At 60.2% G+C, this 25,443-nt stretch carries 26 protein-coding genes; 8 read left to right on the forward strand and 18 right to left on the reverse strand.

Translation table 11 applies throughout. The features are described 5' to 3' along the window. Positions 1-70: 70 nt before the first annotated feature. From BM382_RS04315 to BM382_RS04365, 11 genes are all read right to left on the reverse strand, one after another. Entirely contained in the window at positions 71-583 is a 513-nt protein-coding gene (locus BM382_RS04315; RefSeq protein WP_011061120.1) for a GNAT family N-acetyltransferase, read from the reverse strand. A 473-nt stretch (positions 584-1,056) separates the two neighbouring features. Next, positions 1,057-2,034 carry a LysR family transcriptional regulator gene (locus BM382_RS04320; RefSeq protein ID WP_072441972.1) on the reverse strand — a complete coding sequence of 326 codons (978 nt, stop codon included), beginning with the start codon at positions 2,032-2,034 and terminating at the stop codon, positions 1,057-1,059. An 85-nt stretch (positions 2,035-2,119) separates the two neighbouring features. Further along, the gene (locus BM382_RS04325; RefSeq protein ID WP_011061118.1) at positions 2,120-3,076 is read right to left on the reverse strand and encodes a peptidylprolyl isomerase; all 957 of its coding nucleotides are present in this window, start codon (positions 3,074-3,076) and stop codon (positions 2,120-2,122) included. Then, positions 3,073-3,558 carry a YbjN domain-containing protein gene (locus BM382_RS04330; protein ID WP_011061117.1) on the reverse strand — a complete coding sequence of 162 codons (486 nt, stop codon included), beginning with the start codon at positions 3,556-3,558 and terminating at the stop codon, positions 3,073-3,075. The genes BM382_RS04325 and BM382_RS04330 overlap by 4 nt, the downstream gene beginning before the upstream one ends. Before the next feature lie 20 nt (positions 3,559-3,578). Further along, positions 3,579-4,226: a DNA repair protein gene (locus tag BM382_RS04335; protein WP_072441974.1), complete on the reverse strand. Its 648-nt coding sequence runs from the start codon at positions 4,224-4,226 to the stop codon at positions 3,579-3,581. 17 nt (positions 4,227-4,243) lie between these two features. After that, on the reverse strand, positions 4,244-5,938 hold the full coding sequence (locus BM382_RS04340) for a putative porin (protein WP_011061115.1): 1,695 nt from the start codon (positions 5,936-5,938) through the stop codon (positions 4,244-4,246). A 40-nt stretch (positions 5,939-5,978) separates the two neighbouring features. Further along, positions 5,979-6,695, reverse strand: coding sequence for an energy transducer TonB family protein (locus BM382_RS04345; RefSeq protein ID WP_011061114.1), 717 nt, complete (start codon positions 6,693-6,695; stop codon positions 5,979-5,981). A gap of 3 nt (positions 6,696-6,698) precedes the next feature. Then, entirely contained in the window at positions 6,699-7,124 is a 426-nt protein-coding gene (locus BM382_RS04350; protein WP_011061113.1) for an ExbD/TolR family protein, read from the reverse strand. A gap of 11 nt (positions 7,125-7,135) precedes the next feature. Continuing rightward, positions 7,136-8,953 carry a DUF2341 domain-containing protein gene (locus tag BM382_RS04355; protein ID WP_072441975.1) on the reverse strand — a complete coding sequence of 606 codons (1,818 nt, stop codon included), beginning with the start codon at positions 8,951-8,953 and terminating at the stop codon, positions 7,136-7,138. A 21-nt stretch (positions 8,954-8,974) separates the two neighbouring features. Continuing rightward, the gene (locus BM382_RS04360) at positions 8,975-10,651 is read right to left on the reverse strand and encodes a ShlB/FhaC/HecB family hemolysin secretion/activation protein (protein WP_170866298.1); all 1,677 of its coding nucleotides are present in this window, start codon (positions 10,649-10,651) and stop codon (positions 8,975-8,977) included. A 32-nt stretch (positions 10,652-10,683) separates the two neighbouring features. Beyond that, on the reverse strand, positions 10,684-11,286 hold the full coding sequence (locus tag BM382_RS04365) for a transposase (protein WP_011061110.1): 603 nt from the start codon (positions 11,284-11,286) through the stop codon (positions 10,684-10,686). A gap of 908 nt (positions 11,287-12,194) precedes the next feature. Here BM382_RS04365 and BM382_RS04370 point away from each other — a divergent pair. The 3 genes from BM382_RS04370 (at position 12,195) to BM382_RS04380 (ending at position 16,851) form a co-directional block, all read left to right on the forward strand. Continuing rightward, on the forward strand, positions 12,195-12,458 hold the full coding sequence (locus BM382_RS04370) for a short-chain dehydrogenase (RefSeq protein ID WP_072441979.1): 264 nt from the start codon (positions 12,195-12,197) through the stop codon (positions 12,456-12,458). Between the two features lie 538 nt (positions 12,459-12,996). Further along, a complete protein-coding gene (locus tag BM382_RS04375; protein WP_072441981.1) occupies positions 12,997-15,711 on the forward strand; it encodes an AAA family ATPase in 2,715 nt (904 codons plus the stop codon). Positions 15,712-15,798: 87 nt separating this feature from the next. Beyond that, positions 15,799-16,851 carry a DUF3800 domain-containing protein gene (locus tag BM382_RS04380; protein WP_072441982.1) on the forward strand — a complete coding sequence of 351 codons (1,053 nt, stop codon included), beginning with the start codon at positions 15,799-15,801 and terminating at the stop codon, positions 16,849-16,851. A gap of 335 nt (positions 16,852-17,186) precedes the next feature. On the opposite strand, the gene BM382_RS04385 is transcribed toward BM382_RS04380, so the two are convergent. From BM382_RS04385 to BM382_RS31495, 3 genes are all read right to left on the reverse strand, one after another. Beyond that, positions 17,187-17,564 (reverse strand): hypothetical protein, encoded by a 378-nt coding sequence (locus BM382_RS04385; RefSeq protein ID WP_072441984.1) that lies wholly within the window; start codon positions 17,562-17,564, stop codon positions 17,187-17,189. A gap of 24 nt (positions 17,565-17,588) precedes the next feature. Beyond that, positions 17,589-18,152, reverse strand: a complete 564-nt coding sequence (locus BM382_RS04390) for a hypothetical protein (protein ID WP_072441986.1) — start codon at positions 18,150-18,152, stop codon at positions 17,589-17,591. Between the two features lie 276 nt (positions 18,153-18,428). Continuing rightward, the gene (locus BM382_RS31495) at positions 18,429-18,698 is read right to left on the reverse strand and encodes a hypothetical protein (protein ID WP_139187201.1); all 270 of its coding nucleotides are present in this window, start codon (positions 18,696-18,698) and stop codon (positions 18,429-18,431) included. 345 nt (positions 18,699-19,043) lie between these two features. Here BM382_RS31495 and BM382_RS04395 point away from each other — a divergent pair, with 345 nt between their 5' ends. After that, the gene (locus BM382_RS04395; RefSeq protein ID WP_019095970.1) at positions 19,044-19,376 is read left to right on the forward strand and encodes a type II toxin-antitoxin system HigB family toxin; all 333 of its coding nucleotides are present in this window, start codon (positions 19,044-19,046) and stop codon (positions 19,374-19,376) included. Further along, a complete protein-coding gene (locus tag BM382_RS04400; RefSeq protein WP_072441988.1) occupies positions 19,373-20,011 on the forward strand; it encodes a helix-turn-helix domain-containing protein in 639 nt (212 codons plus the stop codon). Before BM382_RS04395 ends, BM382_RS04400 begins: the two co-directional genes overlap by 4 nt. A gap of 49 nt (positions 20,012-20,060) precedes the next feature. Here BM382_RS04400 and BM382_RS04405 read toward each other — a convergent pair whose 3' ends face one another. Continuing rightward, positions 20,061-20,657, reverse strand: coding sequence for a hypothetical protein (locus BM382_RS04405; protein WP_072441990.1), 597 nt, complete (start codon positions 20,655-20,657; stop codon positions 20,061-20,063). Between the two features lie 63 nt (positions 20,658-20,720). Beyond that, on the reverse strand, positions 20,721-20,999 hold the full coding sequence (locus tag BM382_RS04410; protein WP_072441992.1) for a hypothetical protein: 279 nt from the start codon (positions 20,997-20,999) through the stop codon (positions 20,721-20,723). Between BM382_RS04410 and BM382_RS04415 the strand changes: the two genes are divergently transcribed. Both BM382_RS04415 and BM382_RS04420 read left to right on the forward strand, forming a co-directional pair. Beyond that, positions 20,998-21,468, forward strand: coding sequence for a DUF6896 domain-containing protein (locus BM382_RS04415; protein ID WP_072441994.1), 471 nt, complete (start codon positions 20,998-21,000; stop codon positions 21,466-21,468). The two genes, BM382_RS04410 and BM382_RS04415, sit on opposite strands and share 2 nt — an antisense overlap. Then, complete coding sequence (locus tag BM382_RS04420) at positions 21,465-21,896, forward strand: hypothetical protein (protein WP_072441996.1); 432 nt, start codon at positions 21,465-21,467, stop codon at positions 21,894-21,896. The genes BM382_RS04415 and BM382_RS04420 overlap by 4 nt, the downstream gene beginning before the upstream one ends. 123 nt (positions 21,897-22,019) lie before the next feature. Here the strand turns inward: BM382_RS04420 and BM382_RS04425 are convergent, their stop codons facing one another. Then, the gene (locus BM382_RS04425; RefSeq protein WP_072441998.1) at positions 22,020-23,204 is read right to left on the reverse strand and encodes a contractile injection system protein, VgrG/Pvc8 family; all 1,185 of its coding nucleotides are present in this window, start codon (positions 23,202-23,204) and stop codon (positions 22,020-22,022) included. Positions 23,205-23,368: 164 nt separating this feature from the next. Then, positions 23,369-24,472 carry an extracellular solute-binding protein gene (locus tag BM382_RS04430; protein WP_015635473.1) on the reverse strand — a complete coding sequence of 368 codons (1,104 nt, stop codon included), beginning with the start codon at positions 24,470-24,472 and terminating at the stop codon, positions 23,369-23,371. 139 nt (positions 24,473-24,611) lie between these two features. Between BM382_RS04430 and BM382_RS04435 the strand changes: the two genes are divergently transcribed. Continuing rightward, entirely contained in the window at positions 24,612-25,403 is a 792-nt protein-coding gene (locus BM382_RS04435) for a response regulator transcription factor (protein WP_011061102.1), read from the forward strand. The last annotated feature ends 40 nt before the right edge of the window (positions 25,404-25,443 follow it).

Here is a 25,443-nt window from a genome sequence, read left to right on the forward strand (position 1 = left end):
CTGCCTCTGCTGCGGAGCCGATCGTCCGAACGCGGCCCGAGCCTGCGGCAGCGGCTACACGAACCCGGTCTCAACGACGCAAGCGCGCCATGCTCAGCACATCGACATAACCGCCGTCGCGTACGGCGTAGTCGCGCAGCTGGCCTTCGGTTTCGAAGCCGAACTTGCGGTACAGGCCAATGGCGGCCTGGTTGTCGGCATACACCGTCAACTCCACACGGCGCAGGTTCATCCAGTTGTCGGCCACCTCCAGCACGGCCGCCAGCAGGCGGCTGCCGATGCCCTGGCGTTGCCAGGCCGGGGATACGCCCATGCCGATATCGGCGCAATGGGCCCGGCGCACCCGCGCCACCTGCAGCAGGCTGCAACTGCCGATCACCGCACCCTGGTGCAGGGCAACCAGGGCCACCAGCCCCTCGTTTTCCTGCCCCAGCCCGACGCGCTTGCGCCACAACTCGCGGGACTGATAAGGCAGTTGCAGGGTCTGGGCCGCCACACTGGGTTCGCTGTACAGCGCCGTCAGGCCGTCGATATGGGCTTCGTTGCACCGCTCGATGACGATGGTGGGATGGGCGTTGGGCATGGCGAGGTCATCCTTGAAGTCGAAGTGGCCATCGAGTGTACGGGCATGCGCCTCTGGATGACGAGGGCAATGGTGCTCGTTCGCCGGCAAGGAACCGCCTCGCAGGCACCCCCGTAGGAGCTGGCTTGCCAGCGAAGGCGTTTCCGGAACCGGCGCAAGGTTTGCGGGCCCCTTCGCCGGCAAGCCGGCTCCTGCATGGAATAGCGGTGGGTGCCCCTGGTAGGAGCTGGCTTGCCAGCGAAGGCGTTTCCGGAACCGGCGCAGGGTTTGCGGGCCCCTTCGCCGGCAAGCCGGCTCCTGCATGGAATAGCGGTGGGTGCCCCTGGTAGGAGCTGGCTTGCCAGCGAAGGCGTTTCCGGAACCGGCGCAGGGCTGGCGGGCCCTTTCGCCGGCAAGCCGGCTCCTGCATGGAGTCGCGGTGGGTGCCCGCTCGTGGGCGTGGGGTGAATCTCTGCAAGAGCGGGCGGGTCCGTTCAGACAAACCAGTCCTGGCGTTCGCTGAAGGTGTTGAGGATCAGTTCCACCAGTTGCTGTACCTGCTCTTCATGCTCCAGCTGGGCATTGACCGCCAGCCAGGCGCGGCGCTGCATGCTTTCCTCGAACAGGCCCGGCAAGGCGGTGAGGCCGCGGTCGAAGCGGCTCATGTACTGCGGCAGCAGGCCAATGCAGGCGCTGCAGCGGATCATCTCCAGCATCAGTTCATAGGAATGCACCTGCACCACCCCGGCCAGGCGCTGTTCCACCAGGCTGTTCCAGGGCCGGAACGGCTCGATATGACGGTCGTGCTGCCACTGCACCAGCATGTAGTCCGCCAGGTCGTCCAGGCTGTCGGGGCGGGCCGCGACCCGGGAGTAGCGCTTGGCGATGTGCGGCAGGTAGTCGATGCGCGCCAGGGGCATGGGTTCGCGGGTGGCGAAGCTGGGGCCCGGCAGGGGTGAATCCTCGGCCGCCAGCCACAGCACCAGGTCGGCGCTCAGGGCCTGCAGGGACAGGTCGCTGTCGATGGAGATGATTTCCAGCCGGGCGCTGGCGTTGCGCCGCAGCAAGGCGATCAGGTCACGGCCAAGGATGTCGTGGAGGATGGTTTCCGCCACGGCCACGCGGATCAGGGGTTGCTCGATCACCGGCAGCCGCCGCTGGTGGGCCAGGGCAATCAGCTGGGCCTGCAGTTGCAGGCCTTCGCGGCTCAGGCTCAAGGCATTGCCCTGGTAGCAGAACAGCGAACGACGCAGGTGCTCCTCCAACTGCGCCAGTTGCTTGCGCAGCAGCGTGGCCTTGATATTCAGGCTGCGGGCCGCCTGCATGAAGCAGCCGCAACGGGCGCTGACCAGAAAATACTGGGCCACCGCAGGTTCGATGCCGGCGGCCAGGGCCAGCCAGGCTTCCCGGGGTTCCTGGGGCGCGGTGTATGGCGCAAAGCCCTGGAGTGGAGCGGGTTCGAGAAATGACATTGATGACTCCCTGTCTTGTTGAGTGTTGCTTCCTTGGCGGGCGAACGGCGGGGCCGTGAGATCGCCTTCGCTGGCAAGCCAGCTCCTACAGCTTGTCCTCCAGTACCTGGTTCAACACCGCGCCATCGATGCTCAGGGTCGCAGTGTTGAGCATGCCTTCCAGGTAGGCCTTGGCGATCTGCTCCTGGCGCTGGGCGCGCAGGGCCTGGGTCAGGCGATCACGCAGTTCGTCCAGGCTGGCGGTCCGTGCCGGCTGCTGTTCGGTGAGCTTGAGCACGTGGAAACCCGCCGCGCTCTGCACCACCTCGGACACCCCGCCCACCTTGAGCCGGGCCACCGCGCTGCGCACCTCCGGCAGCAGTTGCTGCAAGGGCTGCAGGCCGGAGTCGCCACCGCGCTGGGCGCTGTCCCGGTCCTGGGAGTACTGCGCCGCCAAGGCGGCAAACTCCCCCGGCGCGGCTTGGGCCTTGCGGCTCAGCTCCTGCGCCTGGCGGCGTACCTGCTCGGCCGCCTGGGGCTCGGCGACCCCGAGGAAGATCTGGCTGACCCGGTACAACGGCGGTGTCATCCACGCCGACTTGCCGCTGTCATAGGCCTGCTGCAACTCCGCCGGGCTGGGGTAGTCCGCCGGCACCTGGCTGACCGACTGCAGATAGTCGCGAAACACGATCTGTTCGGTGGCGGCGCGGGTCTGCTGCTCCACCTCCGGCCGCTGGCGCCAGCCCTGGGCATCGGCCTGCTCCAGCACGGCCTTTTCCGCCAGCCGTGAACGAATCCAGGCTTCCAGCGCCGGGCGATTGCCGCGCAATTGCCCCCGGGATTCCTCGGGCAGGCTGGCGAACAGGCGCTTGAGCTCCTCGGCCGCCACCTGCTGATTGCCCAGGCGCGCCACAGCGGGCGTAGACGCCACTTGTTGTTGCAGCAGGGTCGGGGCCGGCTGCTGCGCCGCCACCGGGTCATTGCCCGGGCGCAGGGCCAGGCCCAACGCCAGGCCGAGCAAGGTCAGTGCCCCGGCACCGACCACCAGGGTGGGCTTTTTCACAGGGTGGCCGCCTCTTCCCGGGGTTGGCTTTGCGCCGCCTGGGGCGCTTCGGCCTGCGCCTGCAACTGGGCCGCCTGCTGGCTGTATTCGCGCAGGTAGACGATGAACTCCTGCAGCAACCGATCCCACAGCTCCAGCTGGCTGCGCAGGTGGGTCTCGCCGACGCCGGCCACCACCACGTCCATCTCCATCACCAGGAATTCGCCCTGCAGCGACAGCCGGGCAAAGCGCCGCGAGGCGTTCCACAGCTCCGCCAGCCCGGCCGGCAATTCGCCCTGCACCCGCAGCGCGCAGCTGTAGGTGAAGTCCACGTAGTGCCCGGCTTCGCTGCCCGGGTTACCGAAGCGCACGGCGTAGCCGATGCCCTGGCTGGCGCTGAGCAGTTGCACGATGCCGTTCTGTTCGGTCTGGTTGACCCGGTAGCCGGCGCCTTGCAGCAGGTCGGTGAGGCTTTCGGTGGTGACGCTGTTAATCAAGGTCATGGTCATCTCTTCCCTGGTGATCAGTGGGTGCTCGCCGCCCGCGGGGCGTCGAACTGGGTCTGGTAAAGCTCGTCGCCAAAGCCCTGGGCCAGTTCCTCGAACTTGACCCGGGCGCTGCCGGCGAAGGGCTGGCGGATTTTCACCACCTCGGCCACGTCGATGTTTTCGTAGGCCGCCAGGATCTGCTTGGCGATGCCGTACATCTGCTGATTCTTGACCGCACATTGCTGCACTTGTGTGTCACGCTCGCTCAATTGCGCCTGCAACCTGGCCCGTTCGGCTTCCTTGCCCCGGGCCAGCACCAGCAGGTCCTCATAGGCCTTCTTGAACTTGCCCAGTTGCTCGCTGCTGGCGGCCGCCTGGGCCTGGGCCTGGCTGTGCAGGCTCTGCTGCTGGCCGGCCAACTGCTCTGCCACACCGCGGGTCTTGGCCAGCTCGGCCGTCAGTTGCTTGACCTGGGCCTGGGCCTCCCTGGCCGCGTTCTCGGCGGCGACCCGCGCCGCCGCGGCCTGGGCCTGTTCGCTTTGCAGGGCCTGCAACTGCTGGGTGGTGCTGCGCAACTGGGTGCGCAGGCGCTCCTCCATGCCTTCGGCGCTGGCGCCGACACTGGCCAGCACGCCCCAGACCAGCAACAGGCTCGCCACCCCTGCCCTCGCTCGGCTGTTCATAACCTTCCTCCTGATGCTTAGAAGCGCGTGTTGAGTTCAAGCTGCATCACGTCCACCTCATAGCGCGGCCCGTAGACTTCCGAGGCGCTCATGTAGCGGGCCGTGGCATAGATGTTCTTGTCGATGCCGTAGTTGCCGCCCAGGAAATAGCCCTTGGCGTTGGTGCCCCCCAGGTGGAACGAGGAGTCGTTGAAGCCGTCGGGCAAGGCGTCGGGCTGGATGTACTTGTAGCCAGCCAGCAGGTTCCAGTCCCCGGCCTTCTTCATTTCCAGGGCGTTGCCCAGGGTGAACTGCACCATCAGCGCATTGCCGCCGCTTTCGAACTGGCCCTGGCTGTTGATGTTGTTGACGATCTCGCCCTCGCTGCGCTTGAGCATCTCGCCCTTGTCGTAGGCCAGGTTGCGAATGAAGTTGGTCTGGCTGCGCAGGCGCAGGTCGTCCGGCAATTCGGTGTCCCAGGCCAGGTTCAGGTCGAGCACGTCGAACTTCGAGGCCAGGCCGACGAACTGCGGCTGCGGGGTCAGGCCCGGGGTGGCCGGGTTGGGGGTGATGTCGCGCAGCAGGAACACGCTGTTGCCCTTCTGCATGAAGGCTACGCGCGAGCCGTCGGTGTCGCAGCCCGGGGCCCCGGCCCAGGGCGCGCAAGGGCTGGAGCGCTGGCCCTCGATGTCATCGAAGCGATAGTAGGCCAAGGCGCCCTTGAGGCTGTTGCTGCGGTTGATCTTCCAGTTGGCGCCGACCTGCCCGCCGAACAGCCACTTGGTGTCGCTCTCGTTCTTGTCGAAACCGTTGCTGGTAGCGGTGTCGTTGGTGTACTCCACCGGGAAAGCGCCGAGGGTGCCGAACAGGCCCCAGTCGCTGCTCAGCTTGTGGTTGAAGATCGCCGCCACGCCGTCGAAATTGAGGTCGTTGGAGTACAGCATGTCGGTTGCATAGAACGGGTTGGCGATCCGCCCGCCGGTCAGGGTCAGGTCCTGGGTGGCCTTCCAGGTCAGGTAGCCCTGGTCGAGCCAGATGTCCTTCTTGCCAAAGCCGCCGCCCAGGGTCTGGGTGGTGGACACCGGATTGTTGTCCGAGCCGGTGCCGATGCGGATGCCGGCGGTCCATTCCGGCGAGATCACCGCCTTCATCCCCAGGCGTGCCCGCAGGCGGAACAGGTTGTCGCGGTCCTCGCGGGTATTGAGCAGCGGCGGCAGCTTGCTGTTGGTGTCCTTGTTGACGTCGTAGGGCCCACTGTCGTTGAGCTTGGCGTAGTCGACGATCTCGTTGCTGTTGTTGTCGGCGAAGAACCGCGACTCGTCGCGCAGGCGGATGTCGCCGTCGAAGCTGATGCGCGAGATCCAGTCCGGGAAGGTGTTGGGCTGGGCCCAGTTTTCCTGCTTGGCGGTGGCCATGACCTCGGCCTTGACCTGATCGCGGATCTGGTCGCGGACGATGGCCGGCACGTATTGCACCCGCACATCACCGGGCGCCGCAGCCGGGCCGGTTGCCGCCACGGCGGTGGCCGCGCGGGCCTGCTGGGCTTCTTTCTCGGCCTGGGCGATCAGCCCGTCGGCCTGCTCCTGCTTCAATACCCCCTGCTGCACCAACAGACGGATCAGGTTGATCGTGGCGTTCTCCGAGGGCGCGGCCGCGGCGGCCGTGGCCTGGCCGGCCAAGGTCAGGGCGACCATGCCGAGCGCCAGAGTCAATCGATTCACGGTGGAAATCATCTGCACACAACTCCTGTAGAAACTGCAAATAGGGGTTCGCTCATTCCGGTCGCCGGCCCTTGAGGGACAGGCGTACCGGCAAAGTCAGGGAGGCCGGCATGCGCTCTTTCAGGCGCGGCGTGGCCCGCAGTGCCGCCAGCACTTGCTGGTCGGTCTCGGGGTTGCCACTGGAGCCGGCCAGCTCGGCGCGGGTCACCTGCCCATCGGCGCCCAGCCACAGGTCCACCTGCAAGGCATAGGCTTTCTTGCGCAACTCCGGGTCTTCGCGCAGCGCGCGCTGGAAGGTCGCCGCCAGGTACTGCTTGTAGGTCCCGGTGCCCAGCCCGCCACCACCGGCGCCGGCCATGCCGCCGCCCTTGCCGGCACCGACGTTGAAGCCGTCGTTGCCGGACTGGGCGTCGCCATCGATCTGCATCGGGTTGGCCAGATCGTCCGCCGGCGATGGCGGTGCTTCCTCCTCCGGCTTGACCTCCTCGGGGGTGGGCGTGGGTTCGGGCTCCGGGATCTTTTCTTCCACCGGCTCCGGCTCCTTGGGTTTCTCCGGCGGCGGTGGGGGTGGAGGCGGCGGAGGCGGCAGCGGGATGATGGTCGGCACCTTCGGCGCTTCCCGGCGCACCCCGGCCATGTCATTGGCCCACTGCCACAGCAGCCAGGCCGCCACGGCACCCAGCAGCAGCCCCGCGCCCCACTTGAGCAGGCGCAGGGCGCGCGGCTTGTTCTGTACCGGCGGCAGCTCGAACGGTTGATGTGCGCTCATGGCTCAGCCCTGGCTCGGTTTGCCGGTGACCAGGCCGACCTGGGACAACTCCAGGCGGCGCAGCAGGTCGAGGACTTCGATGACCTTCTGGTACTGCACCGTGGCATCGCCACGGACGATGATCGGGAAGTCCGGGTTCTGCGCCTTCTCGATGCGCAGGCGCTCTTCCAGCTCGCCCAGGGTCACCGGGTAGGCGTCGAGGAACACCTGGCCGCCATCGTTCACCGAAATGGCCTTGGTCTTGGCCTCGGAGAGCGACACCGAGGCACTGGCCTTGGGCAAGTGGATCTGGATGCCCGAGACCTGGGCGGTGGCGGTGAGGATGAACATCACCAGCACCACCATCAGCACGTCCACCAGGGGCGTGATGTTGATGCTGTCGACGGCGGCATCGTCTTCGTCGTCATGGGAGGCATTCACGGAAGCCATGGCAGTTCTCCTCAGGCCGGAACCGACGCGTTGCTGTGGCTGACCCGCCAGTGGGCGTTTTCGCTGTGCTGGCTCTCGCCATGCAGCTCCGCCAGCCGGGTGATGAACTCGTCGACGAACACCCGCATGTCGGCGCCGACTTCCTTGTTGCGGGTGATCAGGCGGTTGTAGCCAAACAGCGCCGGGATCGCGACGAACAGGCCCATGGCGGTGGCCAGCAGGGCCGCGGCCATGCCCGGGGCGATGGCGTTGATGTTGACGTCACCGGCCATGGCGGTGCCGAGGAACACCACCATGATCCCCAGCACCGTGCCCAACAGGCCGATGTAGGGGCCGCCGGCAATGGCGTTGGACAGGGTCGAGAGCTTGGAACTCAGCTGCTGGTTTTCCCGGGTGCGCACGCCATCCATGGAGCAGCGGATGGCCTCGATGGTGGCCGCCGACACCGACGAGGTATCGGCGCCCTGCTCGCGGCGGGTGCGGATCTCTTTCACCGCCACCAGGTACAGGCGCCACAGCGAGGAGTGCTCCAGGCGACTGGCCAGGACCTGATCGTCGGCGAACATCTCCAGGCGGGTGCCGACCTTGGCGAACTGCTCGCGGAACAGCGCATTGGCAGCGCTGACCCGGCTGACCATGCGGTTCTTGCGCAGCATGATCACCCAGGACTGGATCATCATCCCCACCAGCACCAGGATGATCACCCAGGCATCCACCGGCACCGCCTTGAGCAGGAAACCCAGGCTGCCGAAACCGAAGCCCGACTGTTCTTCATCGACGCCATAGGCCACCAGCTTCGACTCCGCGCCCTGGGCGCTGGCATCGGCCAGGATCAGCGCCGCCGGACGCGCCACCTTGGACAGGCGCAGCTCGTCCAGGGCCCCGGTGAAGGGCTGGAAGTGACTGGCCTCGGCCCCGGCGGCCGCTGGCAAGTCGGCGCCGATGGCCAACGGCGAATTGAAGGTTGGAATGGCTTGGGCCAGACTCGCGGTTTCGCGGCCATTGACATACAGCGCCAGTCGGCTGCCCTCGCCGCTCAGGGCCAGGTGCTGCCACTGCCCCGGGTTCAGCGGCTGGGTGGAGGCAGCGCGCTGGCCGTCCACTTCAACAAAGGGCATGCCCTGGTTGATGCCGATCAGCAGGCTGCCGGCACCTTCGCGGCGAGCCAGCAGCAATTGTTCGCCGCTGGCCTGGTCCAGGCGTACCCAGGCGCTGAAGGTGAAGGCGCCGCCGGCGTTGTGCTGCAGCGACGGGCTGGCCGGCAGCAACAGCGGCTGGCCGCTGAACTGCAGGGCCCGGCCGATCACCCCGTCGATCGCCGCGCCGGTGGCGTTCTGCGCGGTGTTGCCGTAGGCGGTGGTGTCTTTGGCCGGGGTGCCGTTGCTGCCGTCGAAGTGGTAGATCGCGGTGTAGCTGGGGTCGAAGGTCAGTTGGCCATTGGCCGTGCTCGGGGCCTTCTGGTTGCCGTAGTACATCCAGATGTCCTGGCGCTGGCCGCCCTCGACCTTGGGCACATCGACCCAGATCAGCGCCATGCCCATCAGCGGGTCGAAGCTTTCGATCTGGTGGTTGAGCACGGTCTTGTCATCGGCGGCGACAAAGCGCAGGTCGGCGCCGTCTTCCTTGACCCCGTCGAAAGTGAAGTTGCCGGTGTGCAGGCGCACCAGCAGCGCGGTGCGGCCCAGGGCCTCGTTGATGGCCGCGCCTTGCGGGGTGGTGTCCACGCTGATCTGCTTGCGGTAATGCCAGTCGTCCTGCCACCAGGCATGGGCCGTGGCCGGGAGCACGAAGCCCAGGCAGATCAACAGGCTCAGGAATAAGCGTTGCATGTGAAGGGTCTCCGTAAAAAGTCAGAACGTCGCTTGCACGCTGAAGTGCAGGCGCGGGTCGTATTTCTGGGTGTTGGGGCCGTCTTTGAGCGGGTAGCCCCAGTCCAGGCTGCCGGACAGCCACTTGCTCAAACTGGCGCGGGTGCCCAGGCCGACACTGGCCAGGCTGTATTCGTCCTCCTGCTCGGGCAGCGGGTCGTGCAGGGACAGGTGCGCGCCTTCGGCAAAGGCGTAGAAGCGCCACTCCTGCACGTAGCTGCCGAGGAACTTGGCCAAAGACGGCGTGCGCAGCTCCTGGGAAAACAGGTAGCCCTCGTCCCCGGTGCGCTCGGCGGCCAGGTAGCCGCGCACCGAGGTGGCGCCGCCGGCGGAATACTGCTCGTTGGACACCAGGGGCCCCGAGGCCAGCTGGAAGGCGGTCTTGGACGCCGACTGCCAATCGTTGGCGAAGGTGTAGGTGAAACTCAGGTCGCCCTTGAGCACCGAGAAACTGGCGCTGGCCTCGTCGCGCTTGTAGTGAAACTCCTCGGCGTCACTGCCGTAGCCGAAGAAGCGCCGGGTGCCGACGATCAGGTTCAGGCCCAGGCCCAGCTGGGCTTTCTCGCTGTAGCGATAGCCGTTGTAGCCAAAGGTCACCGGGGCGTACTTCAACGGAATCTGGTCGCTGCTGCGGCCAAAGCGCATCTCTTCGTCGAAGTCCTTGAAATCCACACCCACCGACAGCGAGTTGGCCCAGTTGCCCGCGGCGGGCAAGGTGTAGATCGCCGAAACCCCGTAGGAATGGCCCTTGCCCAGCACGTTGCTGCCGCCGATGGTGGCGATGTTGCTGTCGGACTGGTAGCCGGAGAACTGCAAGGCCCAGCGATCGCTCAGCGGCGCGGTGTAGGAACCGGACCAGACCTTGGCGTTGTCGGTGTCCTGGGGCGCGGTGAAATAGGTCAGGGAAATGCTGTGGCCCAACTGCCAGAGGTTGTCGTAGCCGACGTTGACCACAGTGCGCAGCTTCTCGGTGTCGGCGCTGTAGTCGTTGTTCAGGCCGACACTGGCGTGCCAGGGATTCTGGTCTTCCACTTGCAGGTCCACGTCCATGGTCCCCGGGCGCTGGCCTTCACGCACCAGCGGCATGACCTGGCGCCCGGCGCCGCGATTGAGCCCGGCCAGCTGGCTTTGCACCGTGGCAAAGTCCGGTACCTCGCCTTCTTTCAGCGCCGGCACCTGGTCGCGGATCTCCACCGGCGAATAATGCTTGGCCCCCACCACCCGCACCCGACCGACCTTGGTTTCACTGACCTGCAGATAAACGATACCGTCCTCGACCTTCTGCTCCGGCAGCTCGACGAACACCGACTGGTAGCCGCGCTCCTGATAGACCTTCTGCAGCGCATCCCGGGCGCCTTCGATATCGGCCAGGGCCTTCTGCGGGCCAAGGAAGGGATACACCGCCTCCTCGATGGCCCGGGCATCGAGCACCGTATTGCCACGCACGAAGTACTCATTGACGTCCACCAACCGCGCCGCCGCCGAGGCTTCGACCGGGGCCGGCTCGCCCTCCTCGGCCTGCACCGCCGGCACCAGCGCCGCCAGTGCCAACCAACCGCACAACGGCCACCAGCGCCCGCCACTGCCGGGTCGCCCTGATTTGCCCAGATGCTCCACACCGCCCCCTAGAAGTCTGAAAATTGGCGCGCACGCGCGCATTGCCGTCGCCGTCTGCACAGCGTTTGGCCGATTCAATTGCTGGTGATCGAGGTGTTTTCGTGGCGAGCCAGCCAGGTGTGCAACAGCGCGAAGTTCAACGAGAACTCGGGCATTTGCAGCAAGGCACCGCAGAACACTTCACCGATGATTTTCTGGATCAACTGCACCGCCCGCGGGTTGTTCAACAGCGTGGCGATATCGCGACTGAGGACACTGAAGCTCCAGACCTTCTGGTTCAGATCGAGACCGACGAACCAACGGAACAACAGGTTGTAACTGAGCTGTTCATACAGCTGCTGCTCGCTGGGCACCGAATACAGCAACTGCAGCAACAGAATGTGCATCACCGTACGCGGCGCGATCAGCATGCCGGGCTCGGCATTGAGGCCCTGGAGCAGATCGCGGTGCTGATCCAGCAACTCATCGATCTGCGGGCGCAGCAGCACCAGCGAATGCCCCGGCGGGATATAGCTGGCCACCTCCTTCAAGGCGCCCTGCCAATCATCCTGGGACACGATCCAGACCCACGGCGCCCCGTAGCGATAGACCGACACCGGCTTCTTGCGCGCGGCCTCGACAATCTTCGACAGCCGTTGATCCAGCTCCTGCATGCCCACTTTCGAGTAGCGTTCCATAGTCCCCATAGCCTCACTCCCGGCGTCCCGCCTCGGCTTAAAAAAGTGGCCTGGCGGCCCCCTCAAGCGCGTTACATACCCAAGACGCGCGTGGCCATGTGCTACCGAACTTTTGTCATAAAAGCTTCATTCACGAGAGCAACGCGCGAACGTTGTAGGAGCCGGCTTGCCGGCGAAGACAGCCACCAGTGCAGCGCTGGGCTGTCGTTATTCCGCGCACGACCAGACCGCCCTCTTCGCCGGCAAGCCGGCTCCTACGAGAGGGAATTGTTGTGCTGGAGAAGGCTTAAAAATGCGCCGCCCGGACGGGCGCGCCGTTTGCCGTGGCTCTGGCTTTGGCTCTGGCTTTTGATCTTGATCTTCAAGCCCCTTCCCAGCCGGCCGAACGCAGGCGTTGCGTAGGGGGCAGCTCGGCAAGGATGCCGAGCTAGCCGCCACCCGGCCATGGATGGCCGGTTGGCGGCGGCCCCCGGAGCAATGCCGGAGAGAGGGCACCCCGAGCCCTAGCGAGGGGCCCATGGAGGGGCAAGCCCTTTTGGTTACTTTTACGGCGTTTGGTAAAAGTGACTCGCTGTAAGAGCGAAACCGCCAGCGGCCGCACCCGCAGGAATGGATATGTACCCCCAACAACCCAGAAAGACTGGCCGGCTCTCAGGCCGCCAAGTCCCCTCCGCAATCCTACAAAACTTGCAGAATCGCCTGACTATCCACCCCAATCCACAGAGACTATGGTTCCTCACTCACCCAACCGGTGATCAGGTTTGGCGACCTGGAATTAACCAACAAGCAACCACGTTCACAGCGCTCATCGCCCAGCAACCCCGCTGACGACAACCCTCTGAACACGGCTAAAGAGAACGGCCTCAAAGGACCGCCTGTTCAATATTGGTTAATACGGAGCCTTACCCATGACTGAGCAATACATCCCCATCACCGGCATCGACTGCCTGATCCCCTGCCTGTTTATAGACAAGACCGCACCATTGGACGTGCTGCACGCCAACGGTGCCGCACGTTTACTGGCCGTGACTCAACTGCTGGAAAGCCTCTCCCGCGCAGAGTTCAAGAGTGCTGACGACACCGATCTGCAACATATCTCCAACGCAGCGGCGATTCTGCTGCGTGACAGTTGCGACATGTTGGGAGTGCTGGGCTGGCGCCTTCAAGCCTGACGCCTGGGCGCTCCGCGCTGCTTGGTAGCGCGGAGCGTTTCAAATGGGGTCTTGGACTTTTTAGGGGGGAAAAGTCTTTTAAAAGTGGCTGCAATCGGCCAGAAGCAGCGCTTCACGACATGCCGCTATAACTCTGATGTAGCTTGGATTTCATTCTATGCTAAGAACATGCACACCGGGCTTGTGCCAGAGAATGGTATGGGCGCTGGGAAAGCGGTCTAGTAGGTCATGCCTTCGGCTCAGGTTTCCTCGCAGTTCTCGTCAACCTCATAGGCAAACAGTTTTGGCAGCGAAGCATTCGGATCGTGATCATGCATGGCGCCTCTGCGGATCAATTCAATGTTGCTATCACCGAAGCCAGCCTGCGGGGGCTTTGAGTTCGATAGTGCTATCTCGACATCGCGCACTTAGCCCCTGAATTCGCTTGGGGTTATTGAATTCAACGCTGTTACCAATTCGATTTCGGCATCAGAAGATGGGGTCGGAATTATCGCAACGATTGGATGTTGACCACGGTACGTTTACAGGAGTAAACGATATGAGTTCGGCTCGGCATGACTACCAGCAATTCCTAGCTTGGCTTCATGTTCCAGAACGCGGTGCTACCGAAGACACTCGACGGTTTGCAAATCTGGTCGACCAAAATTTCGACACTGTAGCCGCGAACTCGCGCGCTCTGAGCCGCCGATCGGTGGTATTGGCTGCTAAGGCTAGAGAGTCTCTGCTCAAGACAGATTTCACGCCTCCCGCAGTTGCTGGGGCGGTTACTGTTGGCCAGTGGGCGTGGAGCGCATTGGATCGTCTAACCGTGGGCCCTTTTCGTGGCTTCCGAGTGGCTGAGACGTTCATTTTTCCTCAACGAATTACCATGTTCTACGGCCCCAATGGCAGCGGCAAAACGAGCCTCTGCGAAGCGTTAGAGCTGGCACTGTTGGGGGCCGTAGATGAGGCGTCGGCTAAGCGAATCCCTCCTCAGCGCTATTTCGCGAACCTTCACGAAAATAGGTATGAAGCCCCCGTCCTCGCTGCGCGAGGCGCGGACGGTCAGGTGTCGACAGTGCAAGCGGACTCAGAAGCCTATCGATTCTGCTTCGTTGAGAAAAACCGCATAGATAACTTTTCGCGAATTGCTGCTAAGAGCGCAGGCGAAAAGAAGGATCTGATAGCGGCCCTGTTTGGTATGGAGCAGTTCCATGACTTCGTCACTAACTTCAACGAGTCGATGGACCAGCAGCTCGACCTAGTTGCGATCAAACAGCAAGAGTTGGAAACACAGCGTGCAGCGCTGCAGCGCGATCAAGCGACAATAAATGGCGAGCTCCAAGCAGTTCAGGCAATCGCGCAAGAGGAAGCTGCCTATGCCGGAGCTTATGCTGCCGGCCTTTCGTACCAGCAGCTTCTTGAACTCATTGGCAACGATGCAGCTCCAGGTCGTCTGCATTACCTCAATGCGCAACTGGATGGGCCAACACCAGGTGTTTATGGCGTCAGCAACAACGCGTTAGCTATGGCATATCAGGCTGCTGATCGTGAGCAGGAGCGGCTTGAGGATGTGGACAAAAGGCTCACTGCAAAGACTGGTGAGACCTCCTTCCAAAATCTGTACAACGCGGTTCTTGGCCTACAAGCCTTGTCGCCCGATAACTGCCCCGCTTGTGGGACGCCAATCAATGGTGACCATCACGTTGTACGTGACCCATACGTGCAGGCACGTAACGGTCTGGCTCAGCTTCAAGAGCTCGCCAACTTGCAGGCTGAAAAAAACACAGTGCGAGGCGAATGGGAACGTACTTCCCGAGGTTTGGAGGGGCTTTTAACTGCCTTCGGTCAGCGAGTTAGTGCCCACCCTGATCATGTAGATGACAGGTTGCGATATCTCGCGTCACCTGGTGCTGACCACAGTACTGCCTGGTGGAAAGCGAGCTATGTAAAACAAGGCGATACGCCTTCGATGGCGCAACGAATCGTCGACTTAGCAACCGAGTGCGAAAGGATTGATGCTCAGACAAACCAGGCACTGGCAGATCGCGCGGCACTGGCACATGAGCGCACTCGACTCGTTCAGGCAGCGCAAGCTGTAGCTGGTTTTCAAACACGCCGCGCTGAGGTGGCCCGACTAGTTGGCATAGCTAGACAGACAATTGCCAACTTTGACCAAGCAAACGCAGCACTCATCGATGCAGTGCAGCAAGAGGCAGCGCATCTAGCACTCGGTCTACGCATTAAAGCGGCCTACGACGAATTCTTGAGGCTACTCAGGCAGTTCAGATCAGAGCTTCCCGGTGCGCTCATAGCGGGGCTTAACACTGTCGCTCTGGAGATCTACAACGAATTCAATAGACGCGATCATGAGGGCGACAAACTAGCGGCACTTTATCTGCCGACCAACGAAGACGAGCGCATCGGACTGGCGTTTCGCGCAGCTCCAGAGACCAGGGTAGATGCGTTGCACGTCCTCAGCGAGGGGCATGTTCGTTGCCTGGGTGTGGCAATCCTTCTTGCAAAGGCACTGCATATTCAGGCGCCGACGATCATCTTTGATGATGCGATCAACGCGATTGACACCGAGCACCGTGAAGGCATCAGAGAGGCGATTTTCCAGAGCTATCGCTTCGCAGCAACTCAAATTATCGTCACGTGCCACAGCAGCGAATTCATCAAGGATCTGCAGAATCATGTCGAGAAAGGCCAATGGACGGCCTACTACTTCATGCCTCACATCGGGGATCACCGACCGCAAGTAAAAGGTAACGAGATCACCTTCAACTACCTGGAGCAGGCCCGTGCCGCCTTGGACATTGGTGATTGGCGCAATGCTTTGGGTGCTTCTAGGCAGGCCCTGGAGATGCTCACGGACAAGATTTGGAAGTGGCTAGGCAAGAACGATCTCGGTGTAATAACCCTGCCGTTAGCTGGCCGAGGGGCGGATCCAAATCTGAGAAATCTCTGCGAGGCTTTGAAAAAACGGCTCGAAGACGCCAGAACATTTGTGCATCAGGACAAGCCAGTCCTCGTTCAAGGGCTTGGTGACGTCATAGGTGTTCCGGTTCAATCGAACGTATGGACGTATTTAAACAAAGGAGTCCACGAGGAGGCTGACAGAGATGACTACGATCCGAACCTCGTCCGCACCATTGTGGAGACCCTTGAAAGGATGAATCAGCTTCGGCTTGGCTCAATGCCTGTTGCTATCGCTGGAGCCGCCCAGGCGGCAGTTACGCAAGCGGTCGCTGACGCGGTCAATCCGCGATAACTGTCCTCAGCCATCAGTGACCCTGCGGCACTTAAGAATGAAGAGCTAGGCTCTTCCAGTGCTGTCGACGACCTCCGGGAGTTGCATATGGAATGCTTCAGAGTCGACGAAAGCGGCTATACCGGATTTGACCTGCTAAATCTTGAGCAGAGGTTTCAAGGGGCCGCGGCCATTGCCATTGATGACGATCAGGCCCGACGCTTGATCCAAGAGCACTTTCCTAAGTTACAAGCGGAAGAGCTCAAGTACCGGGCTCTGTCACGCCGGTCAGCCAATCACCCACGGCTTCTGGCGTTAATGCGCGATGTCCTGACCCATCACAAGTGTGTTACGTACGTTTGTGACAAGCGATTTCTGCTGCTACTGATGTTTCTGGATTACGCGGTTGAGCCGTACTACTACGAGCGCGGATGCGACTTTTATAAGGATGGTCAGAACTATGCGCTCGGGTCGCTGCTTTATGTGGCGGGCCCCACTCTTCTAGGAGAGGCAGCCTTTGAGCAGTTGCTCTTTTTTTTCCAACGCGCCGTAAAGGAAAAAAGCCCAGCAGCACTAGCTGACCTCGTAGCAGCTGCTCGCGCCACGCGCTGGCAGGAACTACCAGAGGCGTTGGGGCCTTTGGCGAAGTATGCCGCGCCGGAATGCCTTCAAGCGATCGCCACATCAGGTGTCACCACTGACGCCGCTTTTGTGGTGTTGCAATCGCTGATAAGCCGGATGGAAGTCATAGCTGATGGTCCCTACTTGGTTGAACATGATCAGTCCAAGAACCTGCTCACTTACCATGACTTGCTGCTGCGCTTTATTAATCACAAGGACGAGGTCACATTTCGCCAATCGGAGATCGCGAGCCTCACCTTTCCACTCAAGCTCCAGTCAGTGACGCAAGTCGACTCAAGGAGCAGTCCTGCAGTACAGCTGGCGGACGTAATGATTGGTGCTGCCATTGAGGCGACTAACACGCTTACGGGACAACGCGCCGGAGGGTTGAATCCTCATGATGTTATGTCCCTCTATGCGGATCATCAGATAATCCACATGCTGCCTTCGACTGACTTCGAAGGGCAGAAACGTTTCCGCCAGGGTACGCAGGCCAATGAGGTCATAGATTATTTTGGCAAAAAACTCAGTAAGCCCTAAGTGATATTCCGCTTCGGGTGGAAAGCTATCTTCATTAGACGGCTGCTTTTGGCCGGTTCCTGCCCTCCGTGAAAGGCAGCTTTGGGAGACTCTGTACGAAAACCCGGAACTCCAATCATGGCCCCTCGTTGGCTCAGTTTTTGTAGAGCCCCTACTCCTCTACAAGAAGGAGTTCTGCAATTGCAAAGCCTTACGAGTTCTCGGATGAGACCTGGTACAGGGTTGCCGATCTCTTCGAACCCCAAAGTGGGCCATGCACACGCCCGTAGCGCAGGTCGACGACCACTGTCTTGATGCACATGTTCGCGGAATCTGCCCTCGCCAGTGGCCCATTCCTACCCTGCCGGCGTCATCTGGACCGCTACACAACGCCCTTTAGTTCGCACCTTCTCCACCAATCGCGCTCTGTTGACGAACACATTGATTTCGCAACTGCCTGAGTGCTGCACGTCTTCCCAGTATTCTGCGTGCACAAGTTGCCCGTTCTGCGGCCCCGTGTAAGTACCCGCTGCTTCACGTGAAGCATAGCTACTGTCACGTACATATCTGAGCACGACCATATCTTCCTTCGGCGCCACCATGATCTGCCTTGGCACGCCGAAGAAGTCGATCAGTTCGCCTACCGGGCGATCTTTCCAGGCACTGCTGGCCGACAATGATGCACAGCCACTGAGCAAGGTGGCGAGCAGGGCCAACATAAACAATCGGTTCATAAGGTCTTCTCCCTGAAGGCCGCGTTACTTGGCAGACATCTGCGCGAACCCTTCATCTATCTTCTGCATGATGGCCGCCTTGGCCGCCTCGCGGTTCAATATCTCGAAGAAATGCGGACCTGCCTGGCTCATTTGCGACGCGGGCATCACACCCAAGTGCTCCATCTTCTTGGCTTGGCGTTCAGTCGGCTTACAGACAAAGTCACGGCTTTGTGCCAGCCAGGCGTCAGGTTTGCTCTGCCACTGGCTGGAATACTTCGCATTGCGAAATTCATTGAACACGCTGTGGAAATCCGCCGCATCCATGATGCGCACGCGGTTCTTCGCACAATCGATTTCGACATTGTAAGAGGTGAAGTTGGGTTTATCGGGCTCTTCGTAAAGTTGATAGACACCCAATGATTTCGCGCCACCTGGACGATTGATGATGTGAGTGGGGTCGCCGTCTGCGATGAACACCTGATTCTTGCCCAAGGCACCCTGGTAGTGAACGACCCAGAAGTCGCCCTTCAGCACTTCGCTCGCCTGGGCAGCGAGGGCACTACACAGTAATGCGGCAGGCAAAAGCTGCCTTGTAAAAGCGATCATGGGGGCGCTCCTTTGCCGTTATTTTTGAAGGCAATAGCTTCGCACCCTGAACATGTAGCAAAGAACTATCTAGCACATCCGTCCTATGCCTTTGACGAAAACAGCAGTTGCAAGCCACCCATGGGGCAAGCCAGCGGAACCATCGTTGCGCCGTCAGGTGGGCCACGGCGTTGGCCCTGGTGGCCGAGGAACGTCCGCAAGTGACCACGAGCATTTTCGCGGACAAAAACAAGCGAAGTGCAATCTGCCAGACCGTCTTACTTTTTAAATTCCACCCTATATATGTTCCAGGTACTCCAAGAGAACCTCTCCGCCGATATAAGGGCCGTCATCACTGCAATCCATTGCCGGCTCGTCAAAATCAATCCATACACTGGTAATAATCCTGTCTTTTCCAGCCATAGTTCGTTGAGTGCTAGATAACTCCACTTCACCACCCAAGGCTTCCTTTACATATTCTGGGGGTAACGAAACCACTCCAACCCCGCCATTCGGCCACCACACGTGGGGCTTAACTTTTACCCTGTCACCGTCATTGAATTTCATTTATTTACTCACCCGTTCTCAAACCGCCAAGCCCCATAATGCAATCCTACAAAACTTACAGACGCGTCTGACTTGTCCCCTCCGGGACCCAATGCCCATAGTCTCTCTCGGTTCGCCAACCCGCGTTTCGAGCGCATCTCGCGCACCGAAAAAATGCTGACGACACCAACCGGCAGCACATCACCCAGGTCGCTGAAATTACTCTGCGCGACGGTCGCAACTTGCTGGAGGAATAGCCCGGATGGCCCCCTCGCAAGGTGGAACCATTAAGTCTCAAGCTGTCGACAAACCGCAGTTGTGAAAAAACACAACCAGAGTAGCATTGGCTCGAAGACAGGGAAGCCTATGGACATTCTCACGCCATCACGTTTTACCGATGCTGCGATTTTGTATCCGAACGACAAGGCCGGGCTTGATCGTTGCCTGCGGATTTTGAGGATGGCACGCCCAAAAGGATTCGCAGACCTGCAAAAGCTTTTCGGTACGCAGGGGATCGACTTGTTCAAACCGAGAGCCGCAGCGAACTGGGTCGTGATCGACGTAGGCGGCAACAATCTCAGGGTGATCGGCGGCGTCAACTACACCCGACAGAAGTTTTACGTCAAACACATCTACACACATGCCGACTACGACCTTGCCAACGCCTGGTATGCAAGCAACCAAGGGGTAAAACGATGAGCGAAGCCCGAAACGAACTTCAAACCGTGATCGCAACGCTTGGCGAACTACACGCGGTACTGGAGCGCCTGCGTGGTGAGTTTGTGCACGGCATCAAGACCCCCGCCGACTATGAGCGTGCGACCAACCTGCTTGATGAACTCACTGACGGGCGCGAGCTGAGCAAGATCGAAGAGAAAATTCTTGTCGAACTTGAGGATGAAATCCTGGCCTACCAGCGCCACTCCGAGCAGTTTCGCGAATCGAACGCTGCATTTGAGGCGACCTGCACCCCCGTGCAGTTGATCAAGGATCTGATGGAAACGCTCGGGCTCACGGGCTCTGACCTCCCTGAAATTGGCGATAAAACAGCGGTGTCCAAGGTACTCAGTGGAGATCGCCCCATCAGTCACAAGATGGCATACGCGCTGGCAGAGCGATTTTCGATGGAGCCTAGGGCATTCGTATCGGCAGCCTCGGGAAAGGCGGCGCCACTCGAAACCGTTCGGACGAAGGCTAAACAGACTTCAGCTTATTACCGCACTAGCAACATCTCCCGGAACTTACTCCCAGTGAAAGGTGCCGACGCAGGTGAATCCAAACGGGTAGCGTCCAAGAGCCGCAGACACTTGGGTAAAGCTCCGACCAAGGGATAGCGTGTTTCCATCCTGCCGTTCTGAGTTCCGTACGCTAACGCCATCTCCCCTACCCCAACTGCAAAAAGAACCGACCAATCCCCGCGCCTATCCGCTCTGAAAAATCCTCATCCAGAAACAGATACCCCATGCCATCCGAAAGCACGCCTTTGTGCTCAGGCAGCGCTCTATCCAGATCGCCCCCATAAATGGATACCCTTCTGCGCCCTGTCCCCGCTAAAACAGGCGCCTGCAGCCAAGCGTCCACGCCATCCAGCTTCGAGGCCAGGTTCTCGTCATCGTCCACCTCACAGTTCACCCCCAGCCGTACCGCCCCGCGATCTGAAATCGGCTGAACAGCCTCATTCCGCTCGGAACCGGCTCGAACATAGCCCATGACAACCGCTTGCGAGCGCCCCTGGACGGCACGCAACTTTCGATAGTGGCCGACCTCGCCCGGCAAGTACGGTACAAAAACCGAAACCCAATAACTCCTGTCGATCAGGGCCTCTGAAAACCAATGTCCAGGAAAGGCCATCAGGTGTGTCAGCGGCACTCCATCAGGCGAACAGGGCCAAGCCAGCTCCGTGGGCAGGCAGGCCCCACCACCGGCATAGGCATCCTCTTTTGCAGGCGTTTCACCGGTAAATATCAGCTCGTCAAACATCCGTTTCTGTCCACTCCATCACAGGTTGCCGCATTCGTTAACAGCCTCTGGCCAATACTTGGGTCAAGACTTCACGCCACGCACCGCACGTCCACAATCCACCATCAGTTCCTCCAGAAAGGGGCGCAACTGCGCCTCGCCCACCGCCAACACCCGCTTGTACTCATCCTGCCCGTACCATTCCCAGACAGTGGTGGAAAACCCCATGTTTTCGGCTCCGAAATTTGTCCGGGCGAATATACCGATATCAACGCACTGGCGCGCATCCAGCACACTCGCCGCTTGTATCGCGCCGCAATCTCTGAAATCTTCTGCCCCCTTGCCCACGATGCCAATTCCCATGAACCCGCACCTCGCCCATCTTGTTTCCGACTACCAAGCCAGCATCCGCACGGCTGTCGAACTGATGCAACAATCCGCCATTCCCCTCCCTGCCAGCAACGCCGATTGGGTGGGAACCGATATCCCGGATCAAGGAGAACTGGCTGGCGGTATTCGCTACTTCAAGCACGGCTATGGCTGCGCCGTTCACCTGCCAACGGCAACGGTGAGCTTTGACTTTGGCGAGCAGGGCGAAATCGACGGCGTAACCCTATCGAGGCTGGCCGGTTTTGCCGAGAACAGGCTCGTGGAATACGGTTTTACGGATGAGGATGAACTAAAGCAGTGCTTCGACCAAGAAGTGGCAGCCGGCTCGCTGGTGTATTCGGGCTATATCCTTTACTACGTCGCAACCGTTAGATCCCAAACGCGCACGCTCGAAGATAGCGACAGTCCTTCACCCCCCGAGCCCCCCGGAAGCCCATCATGAAGTTCACCTCAGCCGGCCAAATCATCGACCCACGAACCGTCGGCTATCGCAGCCTGGGCTTTGGCGAGGCACTGACGATCCCGGTAACGCCCTATGAACTGCGCATCCACCACGGCGATCTGCCGCAACGCTTTCTTGACTGCGCGGACACCTTTGCCGCCGAATGCAAAACCGACGATATCGACCAGGGTTTTGTCGACATCCAGGAACTTGCAGAGCTGGGCTACCCAAGCTTCAGGACGCTGTTGAAGGACCATCCCGATCTGGCGGCGCGCCTGGTCCAGGACTACCTGTATTTCGAGTTGCTGTTTTCGCTGTTCCCGCATTCCAGCGGCCTTGAAGTCGTGATCAACAGCATCACCGGCGTCTGCTCAAAAGAAGGCGTCATCCTGCTGACGGGCCAGACCTACGCGGCCAGACACTCATGAGAAAGCCCTGGCGTCAGGACCGAGGCCTGGGATCAGGCCACTGATGGCAACCGACGATTCACTATCGAGCGCGGTCCGGACCTTCTCCCTGGCGGCTTGATGCGCGTTCAGGGCAATGGCGTATCAGCCGCAACACAGGCAACCGCTGATCAGCGGTTGATCGGGGTCGTTTTCAAGAAATGCGACTTTGACCTCCACACCGGGTCGCAGCGGCGTCACTTCACAACGCCAATTGGCAGTACCGGCCAGCCAACAACTGCTCTTGTCGTCGAACCGACCTTCGCGGTCCCAGGGAAACTTGACCTTGACCCTTTCGAAGCGCTGACCACGTGAGTTCGCCTGGTCTTCCAGGGCGATGACCAGCGCCGTCTGGGTGCCTGGCGCCAGAGGCTTCTCATGAGCCAAAGGCGGGCGATAGCAAAGGTCCAACGCAAGCGCGGTGAAACGGTTGCGATAACCCTGGCGCAGTTGATCCTGGTTGTCAGTGTGGCCATTGGCGACGCTCTCATCCGCAACCTGTGGTTGCTTGCCCTCATGAATGACCTGAGTCAGTAGCCAGAGGTCGCTGCCCTGGCCTGAGGTTTCCAGGACATGACCACTGAGCAGCCCGCTCTGCGTACCTTGCCCTTCAACCTGGCGCGATTCCCTGGCACGCAGGCTTGTCGGCGTGCCGTGACCGATCGGTAACAGGGTGGTGAGCCCATCGTGCCCGGGGGTAAAAGCCGTGGTCGGCCCGATCGCGGGGAATACTGCCTGCTGATCGCCAAAAACCAGCACGTGGCCTTGAGCGCTGTGCTGGAAGTGGAAGTGAATTCCCTCTTCCTCGCACAGGCGCTGAATAAAATGCAGATCGGTTTCATCGTACTGGGTGCAGCAGTCACGCTCGGGGTAGCTCGCCCCGAGCTCAAAGCGGTAGGCATCTCCCAGAATCCCATGCTCCTCCAGGACCAGGGCGACGATAGCGGGCACCGAGAACTGCTGATAGATCCTCTTGTTGATACGGTGACGCAAGTAGGACAGGTGCGGCACCAGGGCCAGGTTGTAGTGCGTCAAGCCTTGAGCGTCCGGGCCTCGCGCAATGTGATAGATGCGCCCATGAATGCCATTGCCCCAAGTGTCGAATGCCAGAAAAGCCGGCACATCGAAGAGGCATTGCAGATCCAGATCCGGTCGCTCGCTCACACACTCCACATTGAAGAAATAAGGCTTGCTGATCGCCTCTTCTCCGGTGAACGCGCGCACCTTGAAGTCGTGCGCAAAACCGTCGATTGTCAGGCTGAACCGGGGTGCATTGGCTGGGCTGAACATCCACTGTTCTCTTATTGCATAACCTGTTGAATGGGCACGGTCGTGCAGCGCCTTGCGCAAAAGTTCATCTTGCACAAGACGCGTACATGTCTCCGAGTGTTTGAACAATGCGCTCACACACAATAACGATGTGCATGAAACAGCAAGCGAAGAGTCAACTCAGATCAGATACTGCTCTTCACCTTGGTCCAGACCCGAGTACGGATTCTTTCCAGTTTCAAAGGCAGCGGCTCAAGTGGAACCAATGTGGCGATGGTTTGCTTGTCTGGATAAATCCAGGGGTTATCGCGCAACTTCTGCTCGACAAACTCGGTGGCATCTTTATTGCCATTAGGATAAAGCGTGTGATTCGAGGTCTTGGCAATCACTTCCGGGCGCAACATATAGTTGATGAAGGCCAGCCCTTCCTTGGGGTGAGGGGCATCTTTCAACAGCACCAGGTTTTCCGACCAGACCAGCGCACCTTCACGAGGAAGGCTGTAGTTGATCCTGCGCCCGGTATTGGCGCTTTCATTGGCAGCCTGCGCAGCCAGGGCGCCATTGGCCCAGCCCACAACCACACAGATGTTGCCGCCCGCCAAGTCGGTGTCGATTCTGGAGGAGTCGAAATAAAGGATATAGGGGCGAATCTTCAACAGCAGCGCTTGCGCCTTCTGGTAATCATCCGGGTTCTTGCTATTGCTGGGCAGCCCGAGGTAATTCAAGGCAATCGAGATGATCTCGCTGGGAGAGTCGAGCATGGCCACACCACAAGACTGCAGCTTGCTGATGTTCTCTTCCTTGAAGATCAGGTCCCAACTGTTGACCGGGGCATTGTCACCCAGGGCTGCCTTGACTTTATCCACGTCATAACCAATGCCGGTGGTGCCCCACAAGTAGGGCACGGCGTAGCGATTGCCCGGGTCATTGACCGCCAGTTGCGCCAGGATGGCGGGATCGACATGGGACAGGTTACTTAGTTGACCTGAATCAAGTGGCTGCAGGACTCCGGCCTGGATCAGGCTGGGCAGTACATTGGAGGTCGCCACCACCACGTCATACCCCGTGCGCCCGGCCATGACCTTGCTCTGCATGATATCGGCGCTGTCGAAGGCATCCATGTGGATACGGGTGCCGGTGGCCTGTTCGAACTCCTTTGGAGTCTCTGGTGCGAGCAGCCCGAACCAGTTGTAGAGGTACATGGCAGGCTCTGCGGCACCCGCCGTTGTGCTTATTCCGGCATAGAGAAACGCAGCCGAAAAAATGGTTCGCAAACGTGACTTTCTCATGCAACATCCTTGTCCAGACGACGTGCCCTCATGGCGGTCGTAAACCTGTGCCAGCGAATATACCGGGCATCAGCCAATAGTAAATACCTACGATTACTTAGCTCCGGCCGACCATTCCCTAACCCTAAAGGGGTAGAAAATGCCACTCGATCTTCATAGCCTGGCCTGGCACCGTTCGATTGGAAAACTGATTCTGCAGTTGAATCGCCCAGAGTTCTGGAGCTCACTTATCCGCACACTCAATGAATATGTGCAGATTGATAACTGGGTGGTTTTGATCTTCAGCAATCAACAAGTGCAAGTTGTCAGCCTGCCCGAGGTGGCAGATGCAGAAGAAGTGGATGCGTTCATTCACCTCTATGTAAAAGGCCTGTATTTGCTGGACCCCTTCTATATCGCCAACCGGGAAAACCCGCAGAGCGGCTTCTTTCATCTACTGGATATAGCGCCGGAGTACTTTGTTGAAACCGAGTACTACCACAAGTACTTTGCACAATATATTTGCGTAGATGAAGTGCAATACAACATCCAGCTCGATGCTGACAGAACACTGTGCATTTCCATTGGCAGCAACGCCCATTTCAGCCAGGAACACATCACCATGCTGGACATCATCAAGCCGTGGGTAACGGCACTCATGCATCAACGCATGTGCTTCGAAGTCGATGTGGAAAAAAGCCTCAGCGAACCGCCGCAATGGCCGGAGACGATCACCCAGTTTGGTACCCAGATAACCACGCGGGAAAGTGATGTGCTCAGGCTGCTGCTCAGTGGCTTTTCCAACAAGGAAATCGCAGGAAAGCTCTCCCTCTCCACAGAGACGATCAAAGTGCACCGCCGCAACATCTACGCCAAGTTGAACATCAAGTCACAGTCCGAACTCTTTGCACGCTTCTTCATGCCCAGGCAGGATGTGCTCTCTTTAAGCTAGGCCCCGGGCCTGGAATGAACTCACAGGCCTGGCACGAACA

Source organism: Pseudomonas sp. NFPP25, from assembly GCF_900116505.1.
In the GTDB taxonomy this organism is placed as follows: Bacteria; Pseudomonadota; Gammaproteobacteria; order Pseudomonadales; family Pseudomonadaceae; genus Aquipseudomonas; species Aquipseudomonas protegens.

What these genes read in the sequence shown, in the direction of transcription:
- BM382_RS04405 (WP_072441990.1), bottom strand. Translation starts at nt 20,657, where the DNA reads ATGTTTGACGAGCTGATATTTACCGGTGAAACGCCTGCAAAAGAGGAT.
- BM382_RS04385 (WP_072441984.1), bottom strand. Translation starts at nt 17,564, where the DNA reads ATGAACCGATTGTTTATGTTGGCCCTGCTCGCCACCTTGCTCAGTGGC.
- BM382_RS04425 (WP_072441998.1), bottom strand. Translation starts at nt 23,204, where the DNA reads ATGTTCAGCCCAGCCAATGCACCCCGGTTCAGCCTGACAATCGACGGT.
- BM382_RS04370 (WP_072441979.1), top strand. Translation starts at nt 12,195, where the DNA reads ATGACTGAGCAATACATCCCCATCACCGGCATCGACTGCCTGATCCCC.
- BM382_RS04420 (WP_072441996.1), top strand. Translation starts at nt 21,465, where the DNA reads ATGAAGTTCACCTCAGCCGGCCAAATCATCGACCCACGAACCGTCGGC.
- BM382_RS04365 (WP_011061110.1), bottom strand. Translation starts at nt 11,286, where the DNA reads ATGGAACGCTACTCGAAAGTGGGCATGCAGGAGCTGGATCAACGGCTG.
- BM382_RS31495 (WP_139187201.1), bottom strand. Translation starts at nt 18,698, where the DNA reads ATGAAATTCAATGACGGTGACAGGGTAAAAGTTAAGCCCCACGTGTGG.
- BM382_RS04320 (WP_072441972.1), bottom strand. Translation starts at nt 2,034, where the DNA reads ATGTCATTTCTCGAACCCGCTCCACTCCAGGGCTTTGCGCCATACACC.
- BM382_RS04390 (WP_072441986.1), bottom strand. Translation starts at nt 18,152, where the DNA reads ATGATCGCTTTTACAAGGCAGCTTTTGCCTGCCGCATTACTGTGTAGT.
- BM382_RS04400 (WP_072441988.1), top strand. Translation starts at nt 19,373, where the DNA reads ATGAGCGAAGCCCGAAACGAACTTCAAACCGTGATCGCAACGCTTGGC.
- BM382_RS04340 (WP_011061115.1), bottom strand. Translation starts at nt 5,938, where the DNA reads ATGATTTCCACCGTGAATCGATTGACTCTGGCGCTCGGCATGGTCGCC.
- BM382_RS04415 (WP_072441994.1), top strand. Translation starts at nt 20,998, where the DNA reads ATGAACCCGCACCTCGCCCATCTTGTTTCCGACTACCAAGCCAGCATC.
- BM382_RS04315 (WP_011061120.1), bottom strand. Translation starts at nt 583, where the DNA reads ATGCCCAACGCCCATCCCACCATCGTCATCGAGCGGTGCAACGAAGCC.
- BM382_RS04335 (WP_072441974.1), bottom strand. Translation starts at nt 4,226, where the DNA reads ATGAACAGCCGAGCGAGGGCAGGGGTGGCGAGCCTGTTGCTGGTCTGG.
- BM382_RS04360 (WP_170866298.1), bottom strand. Translation starts at nt 10,651, where the DNA reads ATGCGCGCGTGCGCGCCAATTTTCAGACTTCTAGGGGGCGGTGTGGAG.
- BM382_RS04330 (WP_011061117.1), bottom strand. Translation starts at nt 3,558, where the DNA reads ATGACCTTGATTAACAGCGTCACCACCGAAAGCCTCACCGACCTGCTG.
- BM382_RS04375 (WP_072441981.1), top strand. Translation starts at nt 12,997, where the DNA reads ATGAGTTCGGCTCGGCATGACTACCAGCAATTCCTAGCTTGGCTTCAT.
- BM382_RS04380 (WP_072441982.1), top strand. Translation starts at nt 15,799, where the DNA reads ATGGAATGCTTCAGAGTCGACGAAAGCGGCTATACCGGATTTGACCTG.
- BM382_RS04350 (WP_011061113.1), bottom strand. Translation starts at nt 7,124, where the DNA reads ATGGCTTCCGTGAATGCCTCCCATGACGACGAAGACGATGCCGCCGTC.
- BM382_RS04355 (WP_072441975.1), bottom strand. Translation starts at nt 8,953, where the DNA reads ATGCAACGCTTATTCCTGAGCCTGTTGATCTGCCTGGGCTTCGTGCTC.
- BM382_RS04430 (WP_015635473.1), bottom strand. Translation starts at nt 24,472, where the DNA reads ATGAGAAAGTCACGTTTGCGAACCATTTTTTCGGCTGCGTTTCTCTAT.
- BM382_RS04435 (WP_011061102.1), top strand. Translation starts at nt 24,612, where the DNA reads ATGCCACTCGATCTTCATAGCCTGGCCTGGCACCGTTCGATTGGAAAA.
- BM382_RS04395 (WP_019095970.1), top strand. Translation starts at nt 19,044, where the DNA reads ATGGACATTCTCACGCCATCACGTTTTACCGATGCTGCGATTTTGTAT.
- BM382_RS04410 (WP_072441992.1), bottom strand. Translation starts at nt 20,999, where the DNA reads ATGGGAATTGGCATCGTGGGCAAGGGGGCAGAAGATTTCAGAGATTGC.
- BM382_RS04345 (WP_011061114.1), bottom strand. Translation starts at nt 6,695, where the DNA reads ATGAGCGCACATCAACCGTTCGAGCTGCCGCCGGTACAGAACAAGCCG.